18 protein-coding genes are annotated in these 22,929 nt (G+C 74.5%); 8 read left to right on the forward strand and 10 right to left on the reverse strand.

Annotated features, from left to right (window positions below; all coding sequences use genetic code 11):
- The first annotated feature begins 179 nt into the window (after positions 1 to 179).
- Positions 180 to 821 (forward strand): DUF305 domain-containing protein, encoded by a 642-nt coding sequence (locus JS521_RS06055; protein WP_205081685.1) that lies wholly within the window; start codon positions 180 to 182, stop codon positions 819 to 821.
- A gap of 34 nt (positions 822 to 855) precedes the next feature.
- Positions 856 to 1,908, forward strand: a complete 1,053-nt coding sequence (locus JS521_RS06060; RefSeq protein WP_205081686.1) for a LacI family DNA-binding transcriptional regulator — start codon at positions 856 to 858, stop codon at positions 1,906 to 1,908.
- 107 nt (positions 1,909 to 2,015) lie between these two features.
- Here the strand turns inward: JS521_RS06060 and JS521_RS06065 are convergent, their stop codons facing one another.
- Positions 2,016 to 4,196 carry a phage holin family protein gene (locus JS521_RS06065; RefSeq protein WP_205081687.1) on the reverse strand — a complete coding sequence of 727 codons (2,181 nt, stop codon included), beginning with the start codon at positions 4,194 to 4,196 and terminating at the stop codon, positions 2,016 to 2,018.
- 247 nt (positions 4,197 to 4,443) lie between these two features.
- On the opposite strand from JS521_RS06065, the gene JS521_RS06070 reads away from it, so the two are divergent.
- Complete coding sequence (locus JS521_RS06070; protein ID WP_205081706.1) at positions 4,444 to 5,220, forward strand: MBL fold metallo-hydrolase; 777 nt, start codon at positions 4,444 to 4,446, stop codon at positions 5,218 to 5,220.
- Positions 5,217 to 5,867, forward strand: coding sequence for a DedA family protein (locus JS521_RS06075; protein WP_205081688.1), 651 nt, complete (start codon positions 5,217 to 5,219; stop codon positions 5,865 to 5,867). The genes JS521_RS06070 and JS521_RS06075 overlap by 4 nt, the downstream gene beginning before the upstream one ends.
- A 136-nt stretch (positions 5,868 to 6,003) precedes the next feature.
- Here JS521_RS06075 and JS521_RS06080 read toward each other — a convergent pair whose 3' ends face one another.
- Positions 6,004 to 7,290 carry an aminotransferase class I/II-fold pyridoxal phosphate-dependent enzyme gene (locus JS521_RS06080; RefSeq protein WP_239486856.1) on the reverse strand — a complete coding sequence of 429 codons (1,287 nt, stop codon included), beginning with the start codon at positions 7,288 to 7,290 and terminating at the stop codon, positions 6,004 to 6,006.
- Between the two features lie 245 nt (positions 7,291 to 7,535).
- Between JS521_RS06080 and JS521_RS06085 the strand changes: the two genes are divergently transcribed.
- From JS521_RS06085 to JS521_RS06095, 3 genes are all read left to right on the forward strand, one after another.
- Positions 7,536 to 9,050, forward strand: a complete 1,515-nt coding sequence (locus tag JS521_RS06085) for a bifunctional phosphatase PAP2/diacylglycerol kinase family protein (protein ID WP_205081689.1) — start codon at positions 7,536 to 7,538, stop codon at positions 9,048 to 9,050.
- Positions 9,051 to 9,176: 126 nt separating this feature from the next.
- Positions 9,177 to 9,986 carry a methyltransferase domain-containing protein gene (locus tag JS521_RS06090; RefSeq protein WP_205081690.1) on the forward strand — a complete coding sequence of 270 codons (810 nt, stop codon included), beginning with the start codon at positions 9,177 to 9,179 and terminating at the stop codon, positions 9,984 to 9,986.
- A gap of 69 nt (positions 9,987 to 10,055) precedes the next feature.
- A complete protein-coding gene (locus JS521_RS06095; protein WP_205081691.1) occupies positions 10,056 to 10,409 on the forward strand; it encodes a VOC family protein in 354 nt (117 codons plus the stop codon).
- Positions 10,410 to 10,436: 27 nt separating this feature from the next.
- Here the strand turns inward: JS521_RS06095 and JS521_RS06100 are convergent, their stop codons facing one another.
- From JS521_RS06100 to JS521_RS06135, 8 genes are all read right to left on the reverse strand, one after another.
- Complete coding sequence (locus JS521_RS06100; RefSeq protein WP_205081692.1) at positions 10,437 to 12,422, reverse strand: DUF5107 domain-containing protein; 1,986 nt, start codon at positions 12,420 to 12,422, stop codon at positions 10,437 to 10,439.
- A gap of 123 nt (positions 12,423 to 12,545) precedes the next feature.
- A complete protein-coding gene (locus JS521_RS06105) occupies positions 12,546 to 13,442 on the reverse strand; it encodes an arginase family protein (protein WP_205081693.1) in 897 nt (298 codons plus the stop codon).
- An 89-nt stretch (positions 13,443 to 13,531) separates the two neighbouring features.
- Positions 13,532 to 13,771 (reverse strand): LapA family protein, encoded by a 240-nt coding sequence (locus JS521_RS06110; protein WP_205081694.1) that lies wholly within the window; start codon positions 13,769 to 13,771, stop codon positions 13,532 to 13,534.
- 145 nt (positions 13,772 to 13,916) lie between these two features.
- Positions 13,917 to 15,674, reverse strand: coding sequence for a CocE/NonD family hydrolase (locus JS521_RS06115; protein ID WP_205081708.1), 1,758 nt, complete (start codon positions 15,672 to 15,674; stop codon positions 13,917 to 13,919).
- A 188-nt stretch (positions 15,675 to 15,862) separates the two neighbouring features.
- The gene (locus tag JS521_RS06120) at positions 15,863 to 16,825 is read right to left on the reverse strand and encodes a S66 peptidase family protein (protein ID WP_205081695.1); all 963 of its coding nucleotides are present in this window, start codon (positions 16,823 to 16,825) and stop codon (positions 15,863 to 15,865) included.
- Positions 16,822 to 18,840, reverse strand: coding sequence for a S9 family peptidase (locus JS521_RS06125; RefSeq protein WP_205081696.1), 2,019 nt, complete (start codon positions 18,838 to 18,840; stop codon positions 16,822 to 16,824). Before JS521_RS06125 ends, JS521_RS06120 begins: the two co-directional genes overlap by 4 nt.
- A 53-nt stretch (positions 18,841 to 18,893) precedes the next feature.
- Positions 18,894 to 20,237 carry a M20/M25/M40 family metallo-hydrolase gene (locus JS521_RS06130; RefSeq protein WP_205081697.1) on the reverse strand — a complete coding sequence of 448 codons (1,344 nt, stop codon included), beginning with the start codon at positions 20,235 to 20,237 and terminating at the stop codon, positions 18,894 to 18,896.
- Entirely contained in the window at positions 20,230 to 21,063 is an 834-nt protein-coding gene (locus JS521_RS06135) for a M55 family metallopeptidase (RefSeq protein WP_205081698.1), read from the reverse strand. Before JS521_RS06135 ends, JS521_RS06130 begins: the two co-directional genes overlap by 8 nt.
- A gap of 165 nt (positions 21,064 to 21,228) precedes the next feature.
- Between JS521_RS06135 and JS521_RS06140 the strand changes: the two genes are divergently transcribed.
- Positions 21,229 to 22,497 carry a pyroglutamyl-peptidase I gene (locus JS521_RS06140; protein WP_205081699.1) on the forward strand — a complete coding sequence of 423 codons (1,269 nt, stop codon included), beginning with the start codon at positions 21,229 to 21,231 and terminating at the stop codon, positions 22,495 to 22,497.
- Positions 22,498 to 22,929 lie beyond the last annotated feature (432 nt).

Genomic DNA, 22,929 nt, shown 5'->3' on the forward strand with positions numbered 1-22,929 from the left:
TCGCTGAGCACCGCGTTGTCGGCTGGGTACAGGGGCCGCTCGAATTCGGGGGGCGGGGCCCCCCCCCCCCCCCCCGCCGCCCCCCCCCCCCCCCCCCCCCCCCCCCCCCCCCCCGCCCCCCCCGCCCCCCCCCCCCCCCCCCCCCCCGCCCCCCCCCCCACCCCGTACGAGGACACCTCATGGACCGCGTGCACCTCCCGTCACTCCCCCACCGGGCCACCGTCCTCGGCCTGCTGGGCATGCTGGTTCTCATTGGTGCGGCCGGCTGCTCACCGGCGGCGGATCCCGTGCCCCGTACGGCAGAAGTACGGACATCCGCGCCGTCCGCCACCGGATCCGCCGCCCCTACCCTCGCCGGCACCACCGCCACCGATGTCGGCTGGGTCCAGCTGATGGCCCCCATGAGCCAGCAGGCCGTGAATCTGCTGACGCTCGCCGTCGAGCGCGCCGCCGAGCCCCGGCTACGCGCCTTCGCGGTCCGGCTGCGCAGCGACCACGAAGCCGAACTCGACCGGCTACGGCCCCTGTTGACCCGTATGGGACTGCCCCTCACCGATGTGCACGCGGGGCACGACATGCCCGGCATGGTGACCGAGCGGGACCTCGGGGCGGCCCGCGCAGCCGAGGGGCCCGCCTTCGACCGGCTCGTCGTCGTACAGATCCGGGACCATCTGCGCCAGTCCGCCCACGTGTCGCGTTCCGAGATCACCGCGGGCGGCCGGGCGGACGCGCGTGAGCTGGCCGCCGTCCTCGTAACGGCGCGCGAGGCCTCCCTCGCCGAGCTGGAACGGCTGCCGGGCACGGTGCGGGCCCTCGGCTGAACGGGGCGGCCTGCCTGCAGGTATAAAGGGCTGCATGACAGCCGAAGTGCCGCAGCCCGTACGCCCCGCGACCTTGGAGGACGTGGCGGCCGTGGCCGGTGTGTCACGGGCGACGGTGTCCCGGGTGATCAACGGAGCGACCACGGTCGACCCCGCCCTGCGGACCGTGGTCGAGGAGGCGGTGGCGACCACCGGGTACGTGCCCAACCGGGCCGCCCGTTCGCTGGTGACCCGGCGGACCGACTCGGTGGCGCTGGTGGTCTCCGAGCGGGAACGGCGGCCGATGTCCGAGCCGTTCGTCGGCCGGATGTTCTCCGATCCCTACTTCGGGCGGGTCGTCAGCGGGCTGCTGGAGGTGCTGCGCCCGGCGGGGATCCAGATGGTCGTGATGCTGGCCGACGACGAGGCCTCCCGGACCCAGCTGCTCTCCTATCTGCGCCACGGCCATGTCGACGGGGTCGTGCTGATCACCACGCACGCCGACGACCCGCTGCCCGGGCTGCTCCAGGACACCCGGATGCCCGCCGTCCTCGCGGGCCGTCCGCACAAGCCGTCGCCGCTGGCCTACGTGGAGGTGGACCAGCACGCCGGGGCGCGGCTGGCGGCCGATCACCTGGCCGCGCTGGGGCGGCGGCGCATCGGCACGATCACCGGACCCCAGGACATGCCCGCCGGGCAGGTCCGGCTGACCGGCTTCCTGGAGGCCTGCGCCGCCCACGGCATCGAGGACGTGGCCTGCGCCGAAGGGGACTTCACGCATCTGGGCGGGGCGGCGGCGATGCGCAGGCTGCTGGCGGACCGCCCCGACCTGGACGGGGTGTTCATCGCCTCGGACCTGATGGCCCTGGGCGCGTTCCCGGTGCTGCTCCGGGCCGGTCGGGACGTGCCGTCCGACGTCGCGGTGGTCGGCTTCGACGACAGCAGCGCGGCGGCCGCCTGCGACCCGCCCCTGACCACGGTCCGGCAGCCGGTGGAGGAGATGGCCGCGGAGATGGCCCGGCTGCTGCTGAAGCAGATCGGCGAGCCGGCCGGCCCCTCGCCCTCCGTGCTCTTCCCGCCGGCGCTCGTACGGCGGCAGTCGGCCTGAGCGCCGGCGGGGCCGCGTCCCACGAGGGCGACGCAGGCGCGAGAGCGACGCGACGCAGGCGCGGACCCGACGCAGGCGCGCCCCTGAGCACGGTCGGCCCGCCCCGGTCAGGCCGTCGTTCCCGGCGCGTCCGGCGCCGGGGCCTGACCCGGGAACGGCTCGTCCGCCGGGCCCGCCCCGGCGAAGCCCTCGGCGCGGACCGGCACCTGGGGGCCCGAGGACTCCTGGAGCCAGCGGGTGAGCACCCGGTGGACCGCCTCGGCGCCCACCAGTCCGCCGCCCGGGGGCACGGGCGCGCCCTCCGCGGTCTCGGCGGCCACGATGTCGAGCGGGTCCGTCAGTGCGCGCGGCCAGAGCAGGAACGGGCGGGACTGTTCGCCGCCGAGGCCGCCGTGCGAACCGATCTGCTCCTCGAAGGCGTGCACGGTCCCGGTGGCCGGGTCGTACATGGAGTTGACCATGACGTCGGCGACGTGCGGGAAGGTGTCGGTGCGGCGTACGGCGGCGGCCGCCCCGACGCCGAAGTCCGCGAGCGGGCCCTCGTCGTCCGTCAGTTCGGCGACGGGGATCTCGGCCCCGCCCGGTCCGAGCACCACGGAGCCGTGCTCCTCGCTGCGGACCAGGAGGAAGCCGATCCCCGGGTGGTTGGCGAGCGTGGACAGCAGCGCGGGGTGGCTGCGCTCGATCTGTTCGCGGGAGGCGCGGCCCTCGATGTCGGGGAAGGAGATGAGACCGAGGTTGCCGGAGGCCAGCACGATCGGGTCGGAGAGCTTGGCCGGGTGCTCGTCCTCCTGCCCCTCGACCGGGCGGTGCAGCGCGATCCGCACCGCGTCGCGGGCCTCGGAGGCGCTGCGGGTGCGCTGGGCCCGGCGGGGCACGGGCAGTCCGCAGCCCGCCCGGACGAGGTCCTTCAGCGTGAGCCCGTACTTCCCCGCGAACGTCTCCCCGGGGCTCTGGCCGTGGTCGGACAGGAGCACGATCCGGTAGGCGCGCGGGGTGTGGTCGGCGATCTTGGCGATCAGGGCGAGGGAGCGGTCGAGGCGTACGAGGACCTTCTCCGCGTCGCGGCTGTGTGGGCCCGAGTGGTGGGCGACCTCGTCGTAGGCGACGAGGTCGGCGTAGACGGCGGTGCGTCCGGCGAACATGTCGCCGAGGACGGCGGCGGCGACCACGTCGCGCTCCACGACGGTGGCGAAGGCGCGGATGAAGGGGTAGAGCCCGCCGCGCTTGATCCGGGGCGTGACCTTCCGGGCGCGGGCCCGGGTCGACTGGCCGATCTCGCGGAGGACCTCGGCGACGAAGGAGAGGGCGGTACGGGTGGCGTTGGCCGGGTCGGAGAAGTAGGCGAAGTATCCGGCGCGGGAGCGGCGGCCCTTGCCGCGCCGGGCGGCCATGGACAGGACCAGGGCCAGCTGTCCGGCGCCGCCGCTGAAGAGGTTGCCCCGGCTCGCGCCGTCGACGGTGAGCAGGCCGCCGTCACGGGTGCGCTCGATGGCCCGGCGCTGCATCTCCAGGGCGCTCGCGGGACGGCTGGAGACCATGACGGTGCGGGTCTCCTTCTCGTACCAGCGGAACGCGGGCACATCGTGGTTGCTGCCGTGCAGGATGGCGAGCTGGCTGGCGCCGGTCTGGCTGGACCAGTCGGTACGCCAGGGGGTGAGGCGGTGTCCGGAGGAGTCGGCGAGCCAGCGGGCGACGGTCGGCATGAGCCCGGCGGCCGCCGCGCCGACCAGGACGTCGTGGCCGACTCCGTCGAGCTGGAGGAAGACGGTGCCGGGCGGTCCGTCGCGGCCGGGTTCGGCCGGGGCCGGCGATCTGCCGCGTCTGCGGCGGCGGTCGGCGAGCCGGGCGAGCCGGCGGCGGTAGGCGTCGTCGTCGCGGACGGCGAGGGCGGTGGAGGTGGCGGAGGCGACGGCGGACATCACGGCGGCGACGACGACGGCGGTCTCCGGCGCGGCGTCGCCGCGTCCGTCCGGGATCAGGCGCAGCGCTATCAGCAGCAGCGAGCCGTTGAGGAAGAAGACCAGCGCCCCGAGGACGAGTGCGGGCACGATGAGCAGGGACCGGACGAGGACGGGCCAGACCAGTGCGGAGAGCAGACCGAAGGCGCCCGCGCCCCAGGCGGCGGTGAACGCCGTCCTGGTGACGGTGTCGCCGTCGTCGGACTGGAGCTGGAAGTCGGGCAGGGCGCCGGCCAGTGCGAGCATGGTGAGCGTGGACACCGCCCAGACCGCGATGACCCGCATCAGGGCCGTGCCCGCCGTCCGCCACCACTTCCCGTCACCCACGCCGGTCCACCTCACGCCCTCTCCGCCCCGGGCCCGGTCGTCCGGGGCCCACCCTTCAGCTTTTCACAGCGTCGGTCCCGGTCAGCGGCTTCCGCGGGAGACCCCAAGGCTCGACGCGAGGGTACGGGGGGCGCATAGGCTCGTACCGGCAGCGCACCCGGGCACGGGCCGCGCGGGCCGTACGCACCGGGACACGGGGAACAGGGTCATGGTGCACCGAGGAGCGAGCGAGGAGGCGGACGTGCCGGTGGGGGTCACCTGGTGGGGTCATGCCACCTGCACGATCGAGGACTCGGGGGTGCGGGTGCTGACCGATCCCCTGTTCGTACGGCGCTTCGCGCATCTGCGCCGCCGCCGGGGCGAGGTACCGCCGCCGCAGGCCGCGGTCGCGGAGGTGGTGCTGGTCTCCCACCTCCACTCCGACCATCTGCATCTCCCGTCGCTGGCCCGGCTGGCTCCCGGCAGCCGGCTGATCGTGCCGAGCGGCGCGGTGGCGGCCGTGCCGGGGCTGCGGATGCTGCGGCGGGTGCGGCAGCTGCACGTCACCGAGGTCAGGGCGGGCGACACGGTACGGGTCGGCGAGGTGCGGGTACGGGCGGTCCCCGCGCTGCACGACGGGCGGCGGCTGCCGGTCGGGCCGCACCGGTCGCCCGCGCTCGGCTATGTGGTCGAGGGCGAGGCCCGGACGTACTTCGCCGGGGACACCGGGCTCTTCGACGCGATGGCCGACGAGGTCGGTCCGGTGGACGTGGCGCTGCTGCCGGTGGGCGGCTGGGGGCCCTTCCTGGGACACAGCCATCTGAACCCGGTCCGGGCCGCCGAGGCGCTGACCCGGCTCGCACCCCGGTCGGCGGTGCCGGTGCACTACGGCACGTACTGGCCGGTCGGCCTGGACGCGGTGCGACCCCACGAGTTCCACGCGCCGGGGGACGAGTTCGTCAGGCACGCGGCGAAGCGGGCCCCCGAGGTCACCGTGCATCTGCTGGGGCACGGCGAGCGGGTCAGACCGGAGGCCGGCCGGTGATCCAGGAGATCCAGCAGGTGGTGCGGGAGCTACCCACCCAGTCGACCCAGCAGGCGGTCGGCTACCCGACGCTGTTCGCCCTGGTGGCGCTGGGGTCGTTGGTGCCCGTGGTGCCGACGGGGGCGCTGGTGAGTTCGGCGGCGGTGGTGGCCTTCCACCAGACGTCGCCGCTCTCCCTGCTCTTCGTGTTCCTGGTGGCGTCGGCGGCCGCGTTCCTCGGGGACGTCTGTCTGTACTGGCTGGGGCAGCGCGGGGTGCGGTCGAACCACGGCTCGAAGTGGCTGGGGGCGATCACCCGCCGGGCGGCGCCGGAGCGGCTGGCCCAGGCACAGGAGAAGCTGGCGGAGCACGGCGGGACGGTGCTGGTGCTGTCCCGGCTGGTGCCGGCCGGGCGGATACCGGTGATGCTGGCGTGTCTGCTGAGCAAGATGCCTCTGCGGCAGTTCGCCCGGGGCGACGTTCCGGCCTGCCTGGCCTGGGCGGCGACGTACCAGCTGATCGGGATTCTGGGTGGTTCGCTGTTCCCGGAGCCGTGGCAGGGGGTGGTCGCGGCGGTGGCCCTGACGCTGCTGATCAGCGGGGCTCCGGCGGCGTGGCGCCGGCTGCGGGCACGGTTCGGCCACGGGACGGGCGACGCGACGGGGTAAGCGTCTCCCCCGCCGGCCGCGGTCTTCCGGGCGCGGCAGGCCGTGGCCGTTCCCGCGGCGGGTGTGACACGGCCATGGCCGTTCCCGCAGCGGTCGTGGCACGCCGTGGCCGTTCCGGCGGCGGGTGTGGCCGTCCTCAGCGCAGCGCGCGGAAGACCGCCGTGAAACCGTCCAGGGCCTGTGCCACATGGGCGAGCTCCAGCGGCTTCGCGGCGGCGAGGGACTCCGTCTGCTGCTGCGGCGTGGCCCCCAGCAGCGGTCCGGTGCCCAGGCGTACGCGCAGGGCGCCCAGCTCGTCCCCGAAGCGGTGGCCGCCCGGGGCCGGTGCGCCGAGCCGGTCGGTGAGGTACTCCTCCAGCTCCATGGAGTCCGTGACGCCCAGGTCCGCCAGCCGGGAGCGCAGCGGGCCGAGGTCGGCGTAGAGGTGGCGGCCCGCCTGCGGGGGGCGGGCCAGCGCGCCGGAGCCGAGGACCGCGCGGTGGGCGGCGGCGGCGACCTCGGCCTGGAGCGCCGCGGCCCGCCGGACCCGGTCGCGTACGGAATCCGGCTCGCCCAGGGCGTGGGCGGCGGCGTGGGCGACCGGGCCGGCGACCTGGGCTCCGAGTGCGGTGAGGATGTCCAGGGTGCGGGCGTGCCGGACGGCGGCGCGGGCGGTGTCCGGGAAGCGGGCCACGGCGACCGGCCAGGCGGCCGGTACGAGCGCGCCGGACAGGTCGTCGATCACCGTGACGTCGTCCGGGCACATCTCGGCGGGGCTGAGCAGGACGGTGTCGCGGGGCCGGTGCACGGTGTCGCGCCAGGTCTCGTCGCTGATGATGTGCAGCCCTTCGCCGACGGCGGCCTCGCAGGCCTCGCGGACCAGCTCGGGCGGGGCGACGGTGGCGGTGGGGTCGTCCACGACGGACAGCAGCAGCAGTTTCGGCCGGCCGCCCTCCGCACGGACCCGCCGGACGGTCTCCAGCAGGGCGTACGGGTCGGGGATGCCGCCGCATTCGGCGGGGGTCGGCACGTGGTAGGCGGGCCGGCCCAGCAGCCGGGCCTGCGGCATCCACGCGGCCGGGCAGGGGCGCGGCATGAGGACGTCGCCGCCGTGTGCGCCGATGAGGGCCAGCAGGAGCGGCTGGGCCCCGGGGGCGGCGGCGATACCGCCCGCCGCACCGCGCAGCCCGCGCCGGTCCCAGTACCCGCGGGCCGCCTCACGCAGAGCCGCCCCACCGCCGGGGGGTTCGGGGCGGGTACGGGCGGAGGCGGCGGCGAGCACGGCGGCCAGCTCGGGAAGGACCGGCAGACCGGAGTCGGGGGCGGGCGGCCCGTAGCGGACGGGGCCGTGGTCCTCGTGCGCGGGCGAACGGCCCGGCCCGGAGCTTCCCCGGGCGCCGGGCCGCCCGGAACCGCCCCGGCCGGTGTCCTCGGTTCCGTGCATCCGGCCCTCCTCCGCCGCTCGCCGCTCCGCGTCCGCGCCGCGCTGCGCCGCCCGGTCGTCATCGGTTCCGGGTCCGCGCCCTCTGGCTTCTTTATACGGAGGTTCCGGGCCGCCCGCCCGCCCAAGCGCGCACCCGCGCCGGGGCCGTCCGGCCGTGGGCCCTTCCGCCGGCCGGGCGTGGCGCGTGGCCGGAGTCTCAGCGCGCCTGCTGGTTCAGCGTGGCCCCGGCGGGTATTCGCTGACCCATGGCCACAGCGAGAACCTCACCCACCGCCTCCTCCGCCCCCGCCGTCGCCCGGCTGCGCGGCTGGCTGCAGGGGCGCGACCTGGCCGTCTTCCGGAGCGTCGCGGACCGGCACTGGCCCGGGGCCGATCCGCTGCTGCCCAAGCTGAGCCGGAGCGCCAACCACGGACTGCTCTGGTTCGGGACGGCGGCCGGGATCGCCGCCCTCGGCAGCAGCGCCCGTTCGCGACGGGCGGCGCTGCGCGGGGTGGCGTCCCTCGCCGTGGCCTCGGCGGCGATCAACACCGTCGGCAAGGGCGCGGTGCGCCGTGACCGGCCGATCCTGGACGCGGTGCCGGTGATACGGCAGCTCAAGCGGCAGCCGGTCACCACCTCCTTCCCCTCGGGGCACGCCGCGTCGGCGGCCGCCTTCGCCACCGGGGTGGCCCTGGAGTCCAAGGGCTGGGGCGCCGTCGTGGCCCCGGTCGCGGCGGCCGTGGCGGCCTCCCGCGTCTACACCGGGGTCCACTATCCGAGCGACGTGCTCGCGGGCGCGGCGCTGGGCGTGGGAGCCGCGTTCGCCCTGCGCGGGGTCGTCCCCACCCGGGGCCAGCTGCCCGCTCCCGGCCGCCCGCCCGGCGAGGCGCCGGCGCTGCCGGCCGGGAAAGACCTGGTCGTCGTGGTGAACCGGGAGTCCGGTACGGCCACCGCGACCGCCTCGCTGGTGCGCGAGGTGCTGCCGATGGCGACCGTCATGGAGGTCGCACCCGCCGATCTCCCGTCCGCCTTCGCCGACGCTGCGGACCGGGGCCGGGCCCTGGGTGTCTGCGGCGGCGACGGCACGGTGAACCTGGCGGCTTCCGTGGCCGCGACGCACGGGATGCCTTTGGCGGTCTTCCCCGGCGGCACGCTCAACCATTTCGCCTACGACCTGGGCATCGAGACCGTCCACGACACCGCCGTCGCCCTCACCGCGGGCGACGCCATCCGGGTGGACCTCGGCCGCTTCCGGCCGGGGCCCAACGGCCAGGACGGGGCGGACGGCTATTTCCTCAACGCCTTCTCGCTGGGCGTCTACCCGGACCTGGTGCGCACCCGCGAACACTGGTCGCCGCGGATCGGCGGCTGGCCCGCGGGCGTGCTCGCGGCGTTTCACGTGCTGCGCGGCCAACGACCGCTGGAGGCCGAGTTCCAGGGCCGCAGGCGGCCGTTGTGGCTGGTCTTCGTCGGCAACGGGCTGTTCCGGCGCGTGGGCCCCAACCCGGGCCGCCGCCACAACCTGGCGGACGGGCTGCTGGACGTCCGGGTGGTCCACGGCGGACGGGGGCCCGCGCTGCGCCTGCTGGCGGCGGCGGTGGCGGGACCGCTGACCCGCTCCCCCGCCCATGCCGCGGTGCGGCGGCGTCGGGTGCGGATCGGCGGCCTGGCGCCGGGGACTCCGTACGCGTACGACGGTGAAGTCGCCCGCTCCGGAACGGAACTGATGATCGACAAGCTCCCGGAGGCGCTGACGGTCTACTGCCCGATGCCGGCCTGAGCACGCGCCAGCCGCGCCGGTCCGCATAGCAAGACGCCTATCTCATCATTCGACATCGCGGCGTACGGTGGTTCCGTCGCCGCGCCCGTCGGCGCGGGGCTTCCGGGAGAGGGAGGGCGTCACGTCATGCCGAAGGAGACCGCCGTGTACACGCACGGCCACCACGAGTCCGTCCTGCGCTCGCACCGCTGGCGGACCGCCGCCAACTCGGCGGCCTACCTCCTCGACGAACTCCGCCCCGGCCTGACCGTGCTGGATGTCGGCTGCGGTCCGGGGACCATCACCGCCGACCTGGCCGCGCTGGTCGCGCCGGGCCGGGTCACCGCAGTGGACGCCGCCACCGACATCCTGAACCAGGCGGCCGCGGTGGCGGCCGAACGGGGCCTGGAGAACGTCGAGTTCGCCGTGGCCGACGTCCACGCCCTGGACTTCCCCGACGACTCCTTCGACGTGGTCCACGCCCACCAGGTGCTCCAGCACGTGGGCGACCCGGTCCAGGCGCTGCGCGAGATGCGGCGGGTCTGCCGGCCCGGCGGTGTGGTCGCGGCCCGGGACAGCGACTACGCCGCGATGACCTGGTATCCGGAGACCCCCGGTCTCGGCACATGGCTGGACGTGTACGGGCGGGTGGCGCGCGGCAACGGCGGCGAGCCCGATGCCGGCCGCAGGCTGCTGTCCTGGGCGCGGCAGGCCGGGTTCACCGACATCACCCCGACCGCGGCCGCCTGGTGTTTCGCCACCCCGGAGAGCCGCGCCTGGTGGAGCGGCCTGTGGGCGGACCGTACGACGGACTCGGTCTACGCCGAGCTGGCGGTGGCGGGCGGCCACGCGAGCGCCGAGCAGCTCACGGAGATCGCCGGGGCGTGGCGCTCCTGGGGCGGGGAGGGCGACGGATGGTTCATGGTCCCGCACGGTGAGGTGCTGTGCCGGGTGTGAGGTGAAGCGGGGCTCCGGCCCGCCCGGAATCGATCACACCGGTCGCGGCCGCCAACTACCCTCGTACGCATGGAGATCCTCGGAACCACGCTGCGTATCTGCGTCGACGACCTGGAGGCCGCGGTGGCCTTCTACGAAGGGCTGACCGGCACGTCGGCCCTGCGCTTCGAGCGCGGTGGGGTGTCGGTGGCCGCGATCGGCTGTTTCCTGTTGATGAGCGGGCCGGAGTCGGAGCTGGAGGTGCTGCGCAAGGTGGGAGCGACCATCGCGGTGAAGGACGTCGACGAGGCGAGCGCGGCGCTGACCCGGGCAGGCGCGCGGGTCATCGCGGGACCGGTGCCGACCCCGGCGGGCCGCAACCTCATCGCGCTGCACCCGGACGGCTCGGTCTTCGAGTACGTGGACCGCAACGTCACGGTCTGACCGGCCGAGGCCGCCCGGGCGCGTTGTTCACGCCTCCGGCGGGCTCATCCGGAAGTCGTAGGCGTCCGGCAGCGGTTCGTCGCTGACGGACGCCCACAACTCTCCGAGGATTCCCGCCCCTTCGCGCAGGTCGGCCACCTCGAGTCCGGCGTCGAAGATCGCGCGGGCCGCCCCGGTGTCGCCCTCGGCGACCAGTGCCTGAGCCAGGAGCAGCCGGAAGCGTCCGCGCTCCCGGACCGTCTCCGGCAGCCCGGTCAGCAGTGCGCGGGCCTCCTCGGGTCGGCCGGCGGACAGCTGGGCCTCCACGGTCTCGCGGGCCAGGGCGACGAGGAGCGCCCCACCCGCTTCCGACGCGGCGAGGTCCGTCGTACCGGAGGTGGTGAGGTCCGCGAAGGCCTCGGCGTACAGCTCGGCGGCGTGGTCCGGACGGCCGTTCTCCTCGGCGGCGACGGCGAGGCAGCGCAGCAGCGGCCAGCGCGGTGCGGGGCCGCACTCCAGTCCGCGTTCCCAGCTGCGGACGGCCTGGGCCCGGTCGTCGGCGTGCCACTGCGCGATGCCGAGGTGGTACTCGGTGTGCGGGTCGGCGTCGGCGGTCTCCAGCATGTCGCGCCAGGGCCGTGACACCGGTGTCGGGCCGGGCGGTTCCTCCGGGGAGGGCTTCGGCAGGGTGCCGTGTTCCAGCAGCTCCACCCAGGGGGACTGCTGCTCGCCGAGCGTGGCGAGGAAGAACGGCGTGCCGGGCAGCCGGTGGCCGCCCCGCAGCACCTCCAGCGCGCCCCAGCCGGAGCCGGTGGCGAGCACCTCGCCCGGTTCCGTGTCGGCGTGCGGCAGCCACGCAGCGTACGCCGCCGCCACCTCCTCGCGCGGGAGCGCCTCCTCCAGCCGTGCGGCGGCCTCCCCGGTGGCGGCTGCCCAGTCCCGGCCGTGCACGACGGCCGGGTCGGCGGACAGCGGACCGTAGGACTCCAGCCAGCTGAACGCGGCACCCGCCTCCAGGGGAACGTGCTCCAGCTGGGTGCGGGCGAGCCCGGCCTGGATCTCGGCGTAGCCGCCGCCCTCGGGTCCGCTCAGCCACTCCTGCCAGCGGCGGCCTCCCCTGCCGTGGCCCCAGCGGAACAGCTTGCGCCCGCGCAGCAGGTCGGTGGAGGTCTGGGCGAGGCCGTGGCCGTCCGCGTCGAGTGCGGCGATCCAGCGGCGGGCCTCGTCGGGCAGCTCGTAGAAGTGGTCGGCCGGGTACTCCGAGCGCAGCGGGTAGGTGTGGTCGAGGCCGCCCGCCGCCGGGACGCCGACCCGGGTGAGGGTGTGGTCGTAGCCGAAGTGCCAGGCCTCGTCGGCCGGGACCAGGATGCGGGTGTCGGGCGTCTCGGGGACGGCGATGTTGGACCACCAGTAGACCGGCGCGGGCTGCTCGTGCGGATTGCGTATCCGTACGCCGACGTGCAGGAAGTCGGAGTCGTCGGGGAGCCAGAGGTCCACCTGGAAGGGCAGGTCGCGCAGCCGCTCCCACTCCCAGAGCCGGACCATCGTCCCGCCGTCGGGGGCGGGCACGAGCGCGGCGTGCAGGGGTGCGCAGGTCAGGGTGGTGTGGCCGGTGGCGCCGATGTTCCACTCGATCCCGCCGGCGAACCAGGCCCCGTTGAGGGCGAAGGCGGCGGGCTGGAGGACCGGGTTGCGGTGGAGCAGTTCACGGCCGGTGGGTTTGTGGTGCAGGGAGTGGATCCGGCCGCCGAGTCCGGGGAGCACGGTGACGCGCAGCCGGTCGTTCTCGATGACGACGGCGTCGAGGTCGGTGGGGGTGCGCTCGCGCCCGTAGCCGTCGAGCAGCCGGGCGGGCAGGACGGTCCGCAGCGGCCGGTGGCCCAGTTGCCGGGCCATGTCGGCGCGCAGGCCCGCCCGTTCGCGGGCGGCGAGGACGGGCGGCGGGGCGGGCGTCCGCAGCGGCGGGAGCGGGTTCTCCGGCCCGAGCGGCGCTGCGGGCAGGTTCAGTACGGCACGTCGTACGGTCGTGGCCAAAGCACCCTCGTTCCCTCGCGGCGGGCCGCCACAGGTCCGGGCGCCCCCGGTGACCATGGAACACGCAGGTGGCCGCGCGGGGCCAGAGTGCCGTCGGCCGCATTTCCCGGGCGGGATCACCCCTCACGCGCCCGCGAGCGCTCCGACGACGAGGTCGGCGAGCAGTGCGCCCGCGGTGCCGTCCGGGTCGAGGTCCGGGTCGTAGATGGTGACGTTGAGCCCGACGCAGCGCGGGGAGGAGACCAACGTGCGCAGCAGTGGGGCCAGTTCGTGCGCAAGGAGGCCGCCGTCGTCGGGGCTGTCGACGGCGGGCATGATGCTCGGGTCGAGGACGTCGGCGTCCAGGTGGACCCAGTAGCCGTCGAGGGCGGGCGTCTCCAGGCTCTCCACGGTGGCCCGCGCCAGCTCGGCCGCGCCCCACTGCCGGATCTGGCCGACCGTCGCGTGGGGGATCTTCAGTGCGGCCAGTTCGGCCTGGTCCTCGTCCTCGTCCCGCATCCCGAAGAGGCGCACGTCCTCGTCCCTGAGGTAGGGGCCGAGCCCTTCGAGGTCGCTGAGGTCCGCCTGCCCCCGGCCGGTGGCGATGGCCAGTTCCTCGCCGCCCGCCGCGCCGACCCCTTCGCTGTTGCCGATGTGCCGGAAGTCCGCGGATCCGTCGACGGCGGCGAGCCCGTACCGGCCGATGCGGCGCAGGGCGAGGGCCGCGCCGAGCTGGATGGAGCAGTCGCCGCCGAGGACGAGGGCGAACTCACCGGCCCGTACGTGCCCTTCGATACGGTCGGCGAGGGTACGGGTGTACCGGGCGATGGCAGCGGCGTTGAACACCCCGTCGCCCGGCTGCCAGTTGCCCCGGTCGTAGCGCGGCGGGACGACGACACCGCCCTCCAGGGCTCCGAGGCGCTGCACGATCCGCCGGTCGCGCAGGGCGCCGGCCAGCTTGTAGCAGCCGGGGACGGTGCCGGGGGCCGGGGGCCGCAGCCCGAGGTTGGAGGGGGCGTCGAGGACCACGGTCGTACGCATGCGGCCCATCCTCGCCGCACCGGCCCGGGGCCCTCAAGTGGATTCGCGAGAGTCCGCGGGAGTCCCTGGTGCCGGGGTGGGATCCCCCGTCACTTGACCCGGCGACGGAACAGATAGCCGCCGCAGCCGAGCCCGATGAGGAACATGGCCAGCAGCGCGAACCAGAGGGGCATCGTCACCTCGGGGATCAGCACCCGGATGGTGACCTTGTTGGTGTTCACGCAGATGAACACGATGACGAGCACGACGAGCACACCGACCACGATGCGCCCCGGCGTGAGCCACCCTTTGGCGCCTCCGCTGTCGCTCGACACGTCCTTGGGGCTCATGGTCCGACCCTTTCGCTCGTTCCTCGCCCGGGCGGTCCCGCCGTTGTGCGCGCGACCGCCCCCCGGAGTCCAGCATGTGCGGCTGCCGGGTCCGGGGGGCGGTGCTGTACGGCCGTTCGGGTGAACACGGGGCCCGCCGGGGGCGTCAGCCGGCCGGGACCACCGGAAGCTCCAGTACGCCGGTGTCCTCGGGGGTGCTCACGACGGTGACGGGCTTGATGCCCCGGTTGCCGAAGTACGCGGTGTCGCTGGCGGCGATCACGAACTCCAGGCGGTGCCCCTTCTCGTACCGGTGGACGATGCCCGGCAGCTCGACCGTGAAGGGCCGGGTGACGTCGGGAACCCGGACCGGGGCGACGAGCCGGTTCACCAGCTTCCTGCCGCCGTCGGGGGCGACGTCGTAGACCTTGGCGAACAGAACGAGCTTGTCGGAGGCGTCGCCGCTGTTCTGGACCCGTTCCGTCTTCGGCGAGACGACCTTCAGGGTGGCCTTCGGCGCGCCGACGACGTCGAGGGGTGCGGTGAGCGGTTCGCTGCGCCAGCCGAGGTAGGTGCCCTTCGTGTCGTACGGTTTCGGGTCGGGCAGTCCGATCAGCGGGGCGATGGAGCTCTCGGAGTGACTGGTGGGCACGAGCCAGTTGGTGTACTGGCGGCTGCCGCGCGCGACCTTGGAGCGGTTGTCGACGAGTTTGCCGTCGCCGGAGAGGTACAGGGACTGCGAGAGCGCGGGGACGTCGTCGGCGGTGCCGTAGCCGCTCCGCCAGTCGCGGTAGTAGGAGAACGCGGGTCCGGTGTCGGTGTCCGTGTTCTTGTGGAGGTAGCGGTCGAACCAGGCGAGCACCCGCTGTCCGACGTGGCTGGTCTCCAGATTGCCCTGGCTCAGGTCGAGTTCGCCGGGGACCTGGCCGCCGCTGTGTCCCCAGGACTGCCAGATCATCTTCGTCTCGGTGCCCTGCGCCTTGAGCGTCCGGTAGGTGGCGGTGGCCTCGTTGAGGTTGAAGAGGCTGTCGGCCTGGCCCTGGACGATGAGGGTGGGGGCCTTGACCCGGTCCAGGTAGGAGACGGGCGAGACGCTGCGTGCGTACGCGAGCATCTCCTCGGTCCTGTCGGCGGGGTAGCGGCCGGAGTTGAGCAGCCGGATGGTCTCGCAGGCGCGGGTGGCGAAGTGGAGGCAGTCCAGCCGGTTGATCCGGGAGGGGTCCAGGCTCGGGTTGAGGAGCGGCTGCCCTTCGCCGATCAGGTAGAACCCGTTGGCCCACTGCCATTTGAAGACGCCGGGGGTGTCGGAGGTGACGCCGGTGCGCACTCCGGTGTTGTTGGGGGCGAGTGCGTAGCCGAGGTCGTTCCAGGTGATCAGAGGGACGAGGGCGTCGACGCGGGGGTCGACGGCGGCGGTCGCCATCTGGATCGCGCCGCCGTAGGAGCCGCCGATCATGCCGACGCGCGGGTCGCCGTCGGCGTCCTGGGTGACGTAGTCGGCCTTGGTCCCGTCGTCGGCCGCGCGAACTCCTCCGAGGAAGTCGAGGAGTTGGCTCGCCGCCTTGCCGTCGACGGCGGGGTCGTCGAGGGTGATCAGGCAGCCGGACTTGCCGAAGCCGAGGCCGGAGTAGACGAGCCCGACGTAGCCGCGCTCGGCGAAGGCCTTGCCGATGGTGTCGGTGGAGCCGTCGGACTTGCTGCCGCCGAAGCCGTTGGTGGCGAGGACGGCGGGGGCCGGGTGGTCGGCGTCGGCCCCGGCGGGCCGGTAGAGATCGGCGTCCACCGTGCAGGTGCGGTCGCCCGCATCGACGGTGAACGTCAGCGGGGTGACGGTGTACGTGGCGGCGTCGGCCCGGGCCGGGCCGGCGAGGACGAGGGGGGCGACGAGGGCCGCCCCGGCGACCGCCACGAGCGGGCCGCGCACTCTGGAAACAGCACCTGACACGAAGACCTCCACACCGAGGACACCTTACCGACCGGTAAGTATTGGGCCGTGCTCATGCTGTGACACAGGTCATAGCCGTGTCAACGCATCGGTCAGCAGTTCTTGACGGACGTTCACGTTTTCCGCCCGCATGCACACACCTCCGGGCGGGAGACCCGACGAGAGGGTCAGCGCAGGGCGGGAGCCTCGACGGTGAGCGTGCAACGCCCGCCGTCCGCCGGTGCGTCGAGCACCGCGGGCACACCCAGGGGGATCGTCAGCGCGGTCGCGCCGTGCCCGAACCCCAGCTCCTCGACCACGGGTATGCCCAGCGGGCCGAGCCGGTCGGCCAGCACGGCGCGGATCTTCTCGTACGGCCCGCACTCCTGCCAGGAGCCGCAGGCCACCCCGGCGACCCCGCCCAGGGCCCCGGACCGCAGGAGCCGGGTGAGGATGCCGTCGAGCCGGTAGGGCTCCTCCCCGGTGTCCTCGATCACCAGCAGGCCGCCACGGGCGCCGGTCCGGCCGCCCGGGGTGCCGAGGTCGGCGGCGAGCAGGCTGACGCATCCGCCGTACAGAAGGCCCCGGGCCCGGCCGGGAACCAGGGCCCCGGCCGACTCCAGGCCGAGGGTGCGCACGGTCTCGGGTTCGAAGAGCGTGGCGCGCAGATGCTCACGCGTCGCCGCGTCCTTGAGGAAGGCCTCGGTGGCGACCATCGGCCCGTGCAGGGTGGCGAACCCGGCCCGCAGGGCGAACGCCTCGTGCAGCACGGTGATGTCGCTGTAGCCGACGAACGCCTTGGGCCCGGCGGCCCGGATCGCCGCCCAGTCCACCAGGTCGACCATCCGGTGCGCGCCGTATCCGCCCCGGGCGCAGAGCACGGCCTCCACGGACGGGTCGCACCATGCGGCCTGGAGGTCCGCCGCACGGTCACGGTCCGGCCCGGCGATGTAGTCCAACTCCGGGTGTGCGGAGCGGACATGGGGGGCGACGACGGGTTCGAGGCCCCAGTCGCGCAGGACGGCGAGGCCCTCCTCCAGCCGGTCGGCGGGGACGGGTCCACTGGGCGCGACGACGGCGACCCGGGAGCCGGGGCGCAACCGGCGCGCTCGGGTGAGGGGGACCGCCGGTCCGTGGTCCTGGGGTGTCACGTGGTCAGCTCCAGAGGCGGCACGTCGAGCCGGTCGATACCGAAGGTCTGTGCGTAGAGGGCGAGTTCGGCCTCCAGTGCGCGGACCAGTGTGCCCTCGCGCCGGAATCCGTGGCTCTCCCCAGCGAAGGCGATGTAGGCGTGGGCGACGCCCCGGTCGGCGACGGCGGCGAGGAACCGCTCGCTCTGTGCGGGCGGACAGATCACGTCGTCCAGGCCCTGGAGCAGCAGGAACGGGGTGTTCAGCCGGTCGGTGCGGTTGATCGGGGAACGTTCCCGGTAGCGCTCGGGCACCTCCGCGAACGGGCCGACGAGAGACTCCAGATACCGCGACTCGAAGTCGTGGGTCTCGTCCGTGGCCCACCCTTCGAGGTCCAGGATGGGGTAGAGGATCGTCCCGCAGGCGTACAGGTCGGTGCTGGTCAGCGAGGCGGCGGTGGTCCAGCCGCCCGCGCTGCCGCCCCGGATCGCGAGCCGGTCCGGATCGGCGGCGCCCTCCTCGACCAGGGCCGAGGCGACGGCCGCGCAGTCCGCCACGTCGACCAACCCCCACTGACCGCACAGCCGTTCGCGGTAGGCGCGTCCATAGCCGGTGGAGCCGCCGTAGTTGACCTCGGCGACGCCGATGCCGCGCGAGGTGAAGTAGGCGATCTCCAGGTCGAGGACGAGCGGGGCGTGCCCGGTGGGGCCGCCGTGCGCCCAGACGACGTACGGGGGCTTCTCGCTCTCGGGGCCGGTGCGTTCGGGGCTGCGCGGCGGGTAGATGTGGGCATGGATCTCGCGGCCGTCGGGGCCGGTGAAGACGCGGTCGTCGGGCACCGGGTAGTACGCAGGGTCGACCGCGTCGCGGTGGGGTGTGCCGAGGGTGCGGGTGTGCCCGGTCGCGGTGTCCAGTTCGACGATCCCGGGGCCGGTGCGGGGGCCGGCCCCGACGCCGACGACCCGGCTGCCGTGCACGGCCAGCGTGTCGGACCAGGCGGTCCAGGGGCCCGGTACGTCGGCGAGTTCGCCGGTCTCCGGGTCGAGGATGCCGAGCCGCATGCCGCCCTTGCCGTGCAGGACGGCGATCAGCCCGTTGTCCAGCGGGTGGAACCAGCGCAGCCCGATCTTCCACAGCGGTCCGCCGAACTCCTCGCCCCGGGGCGGCAGCAGACGGCTGGTGGGGACCACACCGCCCGCGACGGCGTCCGGGCGGATGCGCTGGAGCTCCCACCAGCCGGCGAGGTCGGAGACGAACAGGAGGCTGCCGTCGCGGTCCCACTCCACCTGGCAGACCGATTCGTCGAGGTCCCCGACGAGGGGCCGGATCCCGGTGAACGCACCCGCTTCGGTGATGTCGGCCAGCATGACCACCGTGCCGTCCCACGGCATCCGGGGGTGGTCCCAGGCGATCCAGGCGGCCCGCCGCCCGTCGTGGGAGACCTTGGGTCCGGTGACGAACCGGTGCCGGCCGTCGGAGAGTTCACGGACCGCCGCCCGATCGTCGGCCGCCGATCCGTCGAGCGGTACGGCGGCGACGACGCGCCGTACGTCGGTGGGGGCGGGCCCGGTGAACTCCTCCAGCACGCACCACACTTCGCCTGCCGGACCCTGCTCCGGGCGCATCTGCGGGTCCACCCAGCGCAGCCCGCCGCCGACGTCCGAGACCGGTGTGAGCGGCCACGGTTCGTCCGGGCCGTCCGGGGCGTAGGCGTACAGCCGCTGGTCGGTGAAGTGGACGAACACCAGGAGGAGTTCGCCGTCCTCGCGCACCGTTCCGGCCCAGGGCTGGCCGCCGTACTCGATGACCCGGCTGCGGGCGTTCCAGGGGGCGGGCAGCGCGGGTGCGGTGGTGCCGTCCGCACGGCGGCGCATCAGGGCGCGGCGGCCGCCCTCGGCGGGGCGCGGCTCGGTCCACCAGATCTCGTCCCCGATGGTGCCGAGGTGGTCGGGCCGGCCGTCGTGCGAGGCGGCGAGGGCCGCGTCGATCGGCGACGGCCAGGTGCCGTACGGGGCTGCTGCGGGCACGGTGTTCACGTAGGTCGGTCCCCCCGGGGCGCGGATCGGTCGGCAGGCGGTCAGGCAGACGGTCAGGCGGTGCGCAGGTAGTGGTCGAGGACGCGGACGCCGAAGTGGAGGGCGTCGACGGGAACCCGCTCGTCGACGCCGTGGAAGAGCCGCTGGTAGTCGAAGCCGACGGGCAGCTTCAGCGGGGTGAAGCCGTAGCCGGTGATGCCGAGGCGGGAGAACTGCTTGGCGTCGGTGCCGCCCGACATGCAGTACGGGACGGTGTGCGCGTCCGGGTCGAACCGCTCGACGGCGGCGCGCAGCTTGGCGTACGTCGGGGAGTCGACCGGGGCCGTCAGGGCCCTCTCGCGGTGGTAGAACTCCCAGTCGACGAGCGGTCCGGTGAGCCGGTCCAGGGTGGCGTGGAACTCGTCGTCGCCGCCGGGGACCGTACGGCCGTCGATGAAGGCGGTGGCGTGGCCGGGGATGACGTTGACCTTGTAACCGGCTTCCAGCATCGTCGGGTTGCTGCTGTTGCGCACGGTGTTCTCGACGAGGGAGGCGGCCGGGCCGAGCTTGCCGAGGAGCTGGGGGACGTCGAAGGCGGGGTCGTCCAGGTCGGCGGTGATGCCGTGCAGGGCGGCGATCTCGGTGATCGCGGCGCGGACGGTCGGGGTGAGGCGGATGGGCCACTCGTGTTCGCCGATCCGGGCGACGGCGGCGGCCAGCGCGCTCACCGCGTTCTCCCGGTTGACCTTGGAGCCGTGCCCGGCCCGGCCCTCGGCGGTCAGCTTCAGCCAGCCGGTGCCGCGCTCGCCCGCCGCGATCGGGTACAGCGAGAGGCCGTCGCCCGCGTGGAAGGTGAAGGCCCCGGACTCGCTGATCCCCTCCGTACAGCCCTCGAACAGGTCGGCGTGCTGCTCGGCGAGGAAGCCGGAGCCGTCGGCGGCGCTGTCCTCCTCGTCGGCGGTGTAGGCGATGACGATGTCGCGCGCGGGGCGGAACCCCTCGCGGGCCCAGCCGCGTACGACGGAGAGGACCATCGCGTCCATGTTCTTCATGTCGACGGCGCCCCGCCCCCACACGACCCCGTCGCGGACCTCGCCGGAGAAGGGGTGCACGGTCCAGTCGGCGGGCTCGGCGGGGACCACGTCGAGGTGGCCGTGGACGAGCAGCGCGTCGGCCGAGGGGTCGGTGCCGGGGATCCGGGCGACCACATTGGTCCGGCCGGGGGTGCGCTCCAGCAGTGTCGGTTCGATTCCGGCGTCGGCGAGCCGCTGGGCGACGTACTCGGCGGCCGGGCGTTCCCGGCAGTCGCCGCCGCCCCGGTTGGTGGTGTCGATGCGGATGAGTTCGGAGGTGAACGTCACCACTTCGTCGAGGGCCTGCCGGTCGACGGGTCCGAGCAGGTCGGGGGCCTCAGCCATACTGTTCCTCCACGGCGGCCGACACGATCGTCGTCACCGCCTTGAACGTGCGAATTCCTTCGTACATCGTCGCGCTGGTGTACGCGACGCGCCTCTCGCCGCTCGGCGCCACGCCGGGGACGACGGTGGCGGCGGCCGCCAGATGCTCGGCGTCGAACTCCAGCTCCACGGTGAACGTCCTGCCGGTGACGGGCTCCCGCCGGCCCGCGAGCACGGTGGCCGATGTCGCCGCCGCCCTGATATCGGCGGCGGTGCGGGCCGGGGTGCGGCACACCGCCGCGTACCGGGAGACGTAGTCCTTGACGGCGACCTTCCGGGCGTCGGGGGCGTATCCATCGGCGTCCACGCACGTCAGGTCGTCGCCGGTGACGAGGACGACGGGCACCCCGTACTCGGCGGCGACGTGCGCGTTGAGCAGGCCCTCGCTCGCGCGGACGCCGTTCAGCCAGACGCCGGTGATGGAGTTCGCCAGATAGGTGTGGGCGAGGACGCCCTCCGTGCCGGCCCCGGTGTGGTAGCCGACGAAGGCCACCGCGTCCACGTCACCGTGCTGGATGCCCTCCACCATGGACAGCGACTTGTGCTTGCCGGTCAGCATCTGGACGCGTTCGTCCATCTGCTCCAGCAGCAGGTTGCGCATCGACCAGTGGGCCTCGTTGACCAGGACCTCGTCGGCGCCGCCGTCCAGGAAGCCGAGCGCCGCCGCGTTCACGTCCGAGGTGAACATCGACCGGCAGCGCTCCCACTGCGGAGTCCCCGGCAGCACGTCGGCCGGCCAGGTGACTCCGGTGGCGCCTTCCATGTCGGCGCTGATGAGGATCTTCATGCCGCCACACCGTACGCCCCGTGAGCGGCGCGGGCCAGGGAGGATCGGCGCGCCAGAGGTTCAGTCCACTGGAGAGGACGAGCCTCCCCCTGCCCTGCCCTATGGCTTCGCCTCGGGCCGTGCCGCGATACTGCGGGACCACCCGGTGAAACGAAAGGGATTCGTGTGACCCACCAACTCCCCGCGACGGCCCGGCCCGGTCTCGGCGGCATGGCGCTCCTGCTCGTCCTGGCGGGCTCCGCCCTGCCCGCCGCCGCGACCCCCGCGGACACCACCCGCACCCCCACCGCGGCGACCGTCGAGGAGCAGCGCCTCGACCGGGCCGCCCCGCGGGAGATCCTGCGGCGCAGCGGGTTCGACGCCCTCGCCCCGCGATTCGAGCGAGCCCTGAAGCACACGAAGAGCTACGCGCAGGCCGAACGCACCGTGACCCGCCACGCCTCGGCGCTGTGGCAGCGGGCCGTGGGCCGCGCCCAGGGACGCGGCCCCGCCACGGGCGACCTGAGCCGGGGCGACGACCGCCCGCTCTACTGGGCCCGGCTCGCGCTCAGCCGCGAACTGCGCGCGTGGACGCCTCGGTTCGACCTCGACGACGAGCGGCGCGGGGCCCTGCACACCGCCCTGGAGACCGCATCGCGCGGCCAGTCGGACATCCGCCACCCGGGCCACCGGACGAAGCGGGTCCTGGTCACCGGCTTCGACCCGTTCACGCTGGACCGTGACGTCCGGATCGGCAACCCCTCGGGCGCGAGCGCGCTCGCCCTGGACGGCACGCTGGTGCGGACGGCCGACGGGCCGGCCCGGATCGAGACCGTCGTCTTCCCGGTGCGCTGGGCGGACTTCGCCGAGGGAGCCGTCGAGCGGGCCCTGGCCCGTCAGCTGCCGCATCTGGACCTGTTCACCACCGTGAGCCAGGGCCGTCAGGGCCGCTTCGACGTGGAGCGCACCAATGGGGCCTGGCGCGGCGGCTTCGCCGACAACCAGAACGCCTCCAGCACCGGGCTCGTCCCCGTCGCCGACCCGGCAACGCAGCCGCAGTGGACGTCCACGACCCTCCCGTACCGGCAGCTCACCGAGGCGGACACGGGCCGCTTCCCGGTGTACGACAACACCGAGGTCACCGAGATCCCGGCGGGCGGCACCCAGCCCGTGACCCGGCCCGACGGCCCCACCCCGGGCTCGGCGGCACGGGCCGGGGGCGGCGGCGACTACCTCTCCAACGAGATCGCCTACCGGGTCACCCTGTTGCGCGACCGGCTGGGGCTGCCGGACCTGCCGGGCGGCCATCTCCACACCCCGGTCCTCCAGTTCGGCGCGGCGAACACGGACCCGCGGACGGGCACGGTCACCGACGCGGAGTTCGAGCGCAACCGCGCCGACATCGTGGACCAGGTGAGGGAGCTGGTGAGGACGGCGGTGGGCGCCGCCGACTGAGCGACGCGGCGGAGAGCCGCGTCGCTCAGCATCGGGGCGTGTCGGCGTTCGGGCGCGGCGGCTCGTGGGCGCGGCGGCTCGTGGGGATGGGCTGCGGCCCGCCGGGGCGAACACTATGAACGCAATACGCGCGGGGCTTCTCCCCCGGGTGCGGCGCTTCCTAGCATCCCGGCATCCCGGCGCACCCCCGTGCCGGGGCAGAACGCCAGGAGCCGCCCCCGTGAAATCCCCCCACGCCCCCGTCCGCGCCCTGCCGCTGTACCGCCGCCAGCGGTTGCGCTCCGCCGCACTGGCCGCGACGGTCTCGGCCCTGCTCCTCGGCGTGGCGGGCCAGGCCCCTGCGGCGGCCCCGGGGCCCCCCCCCCCCCCCCCCCCCCCCCCCCCCCCCCCCCCCCCCCCCCCCCCCCCCGCGCCGGGCCGCGCAGGGGGGGG

Origin of the sequence: Streptomyces durocortorensis (assembly GCF_016901035.1) — a bacterium.
GTDB classification, from domain to species: Bacteria; Actinomycetota; Actinomycetes; order Streptomycetales; family Streptomycetaceae; genus Streptomyces; species Streptomyces durocortorensis.

Bases quoted from the DNA above. Each gene is read 5' to 3' on its own strand.
- JS521_RS06055 (WP_205081685.1), top strand. From the start codon at position 180: ATGGACCGCGTGCACCTCCCGTCACTCCCCCACCGGGCCACCGTCCTC.
- JS521_RS06060 (WP_205081686.1), top strand. From the start codon at position 856: ATGACAGCCGAAGTGCCGCAGCCCGTACGCCCCGCGACCTTGGAGGAC.
- JS521_RS06080 (WP_239486856.1), bottom strand. From the start codon at position 7,290: ATGCACGGAACCGAGGACACCGGCCGGGGCGGTTCCGGGCGGCCCGGC.
- JS521_RS06085 (WP_205081689.1), top strand. From the start codon at position 7,536: ATGGCCACAGCGAGAACCTCACCCACCGCCTCCTCCGCCCCCGCCGTC.
- JS521_RS06090 (WP_205081690.1), top strand. From the start codon at position 9,177: ATGCCGAAGGAGACCGCCGTGTACACGCACGGCCACCACGAGTCCGTC.
- JS521_RS06095 (WP_205081691.1), top strand. From the start codon at position 10,056: ATGGAGATCCTCGGAACCACGCTGCGTATCTGCGTCGACGACCTGGAG.
- JS521_RS06105 (WP_205081693.1), bottom strand. From the start codon at position 13,442: ATGCGTACGACCGTGGTCCTCGACGCCCCCTCCAACCTCGGGCTGCGG.
- JS521_RS06110 (WP_205081694.1), bottom strand. From the start codon at position 13,771: ATGAGCCCCAAGGACGTGTCGAGCGACAGCGGAGGCGCCAAAGGGTGG.
- JS521_RS06130 (WP_205081697.1), bottom strand. From the start codon at position 20,237: ATGGCTGAGGCCCCCGACCTGCTCGGACCCGTCGACCGGCAGGCCCTC.
- JS521_RS06135 (WP_205081698.1), bottom strand. From the start codon at position 21,063: ATGAAGATCCTCATCAGCGCCGACATGGAAGGCGCCACCGGAGTCACC.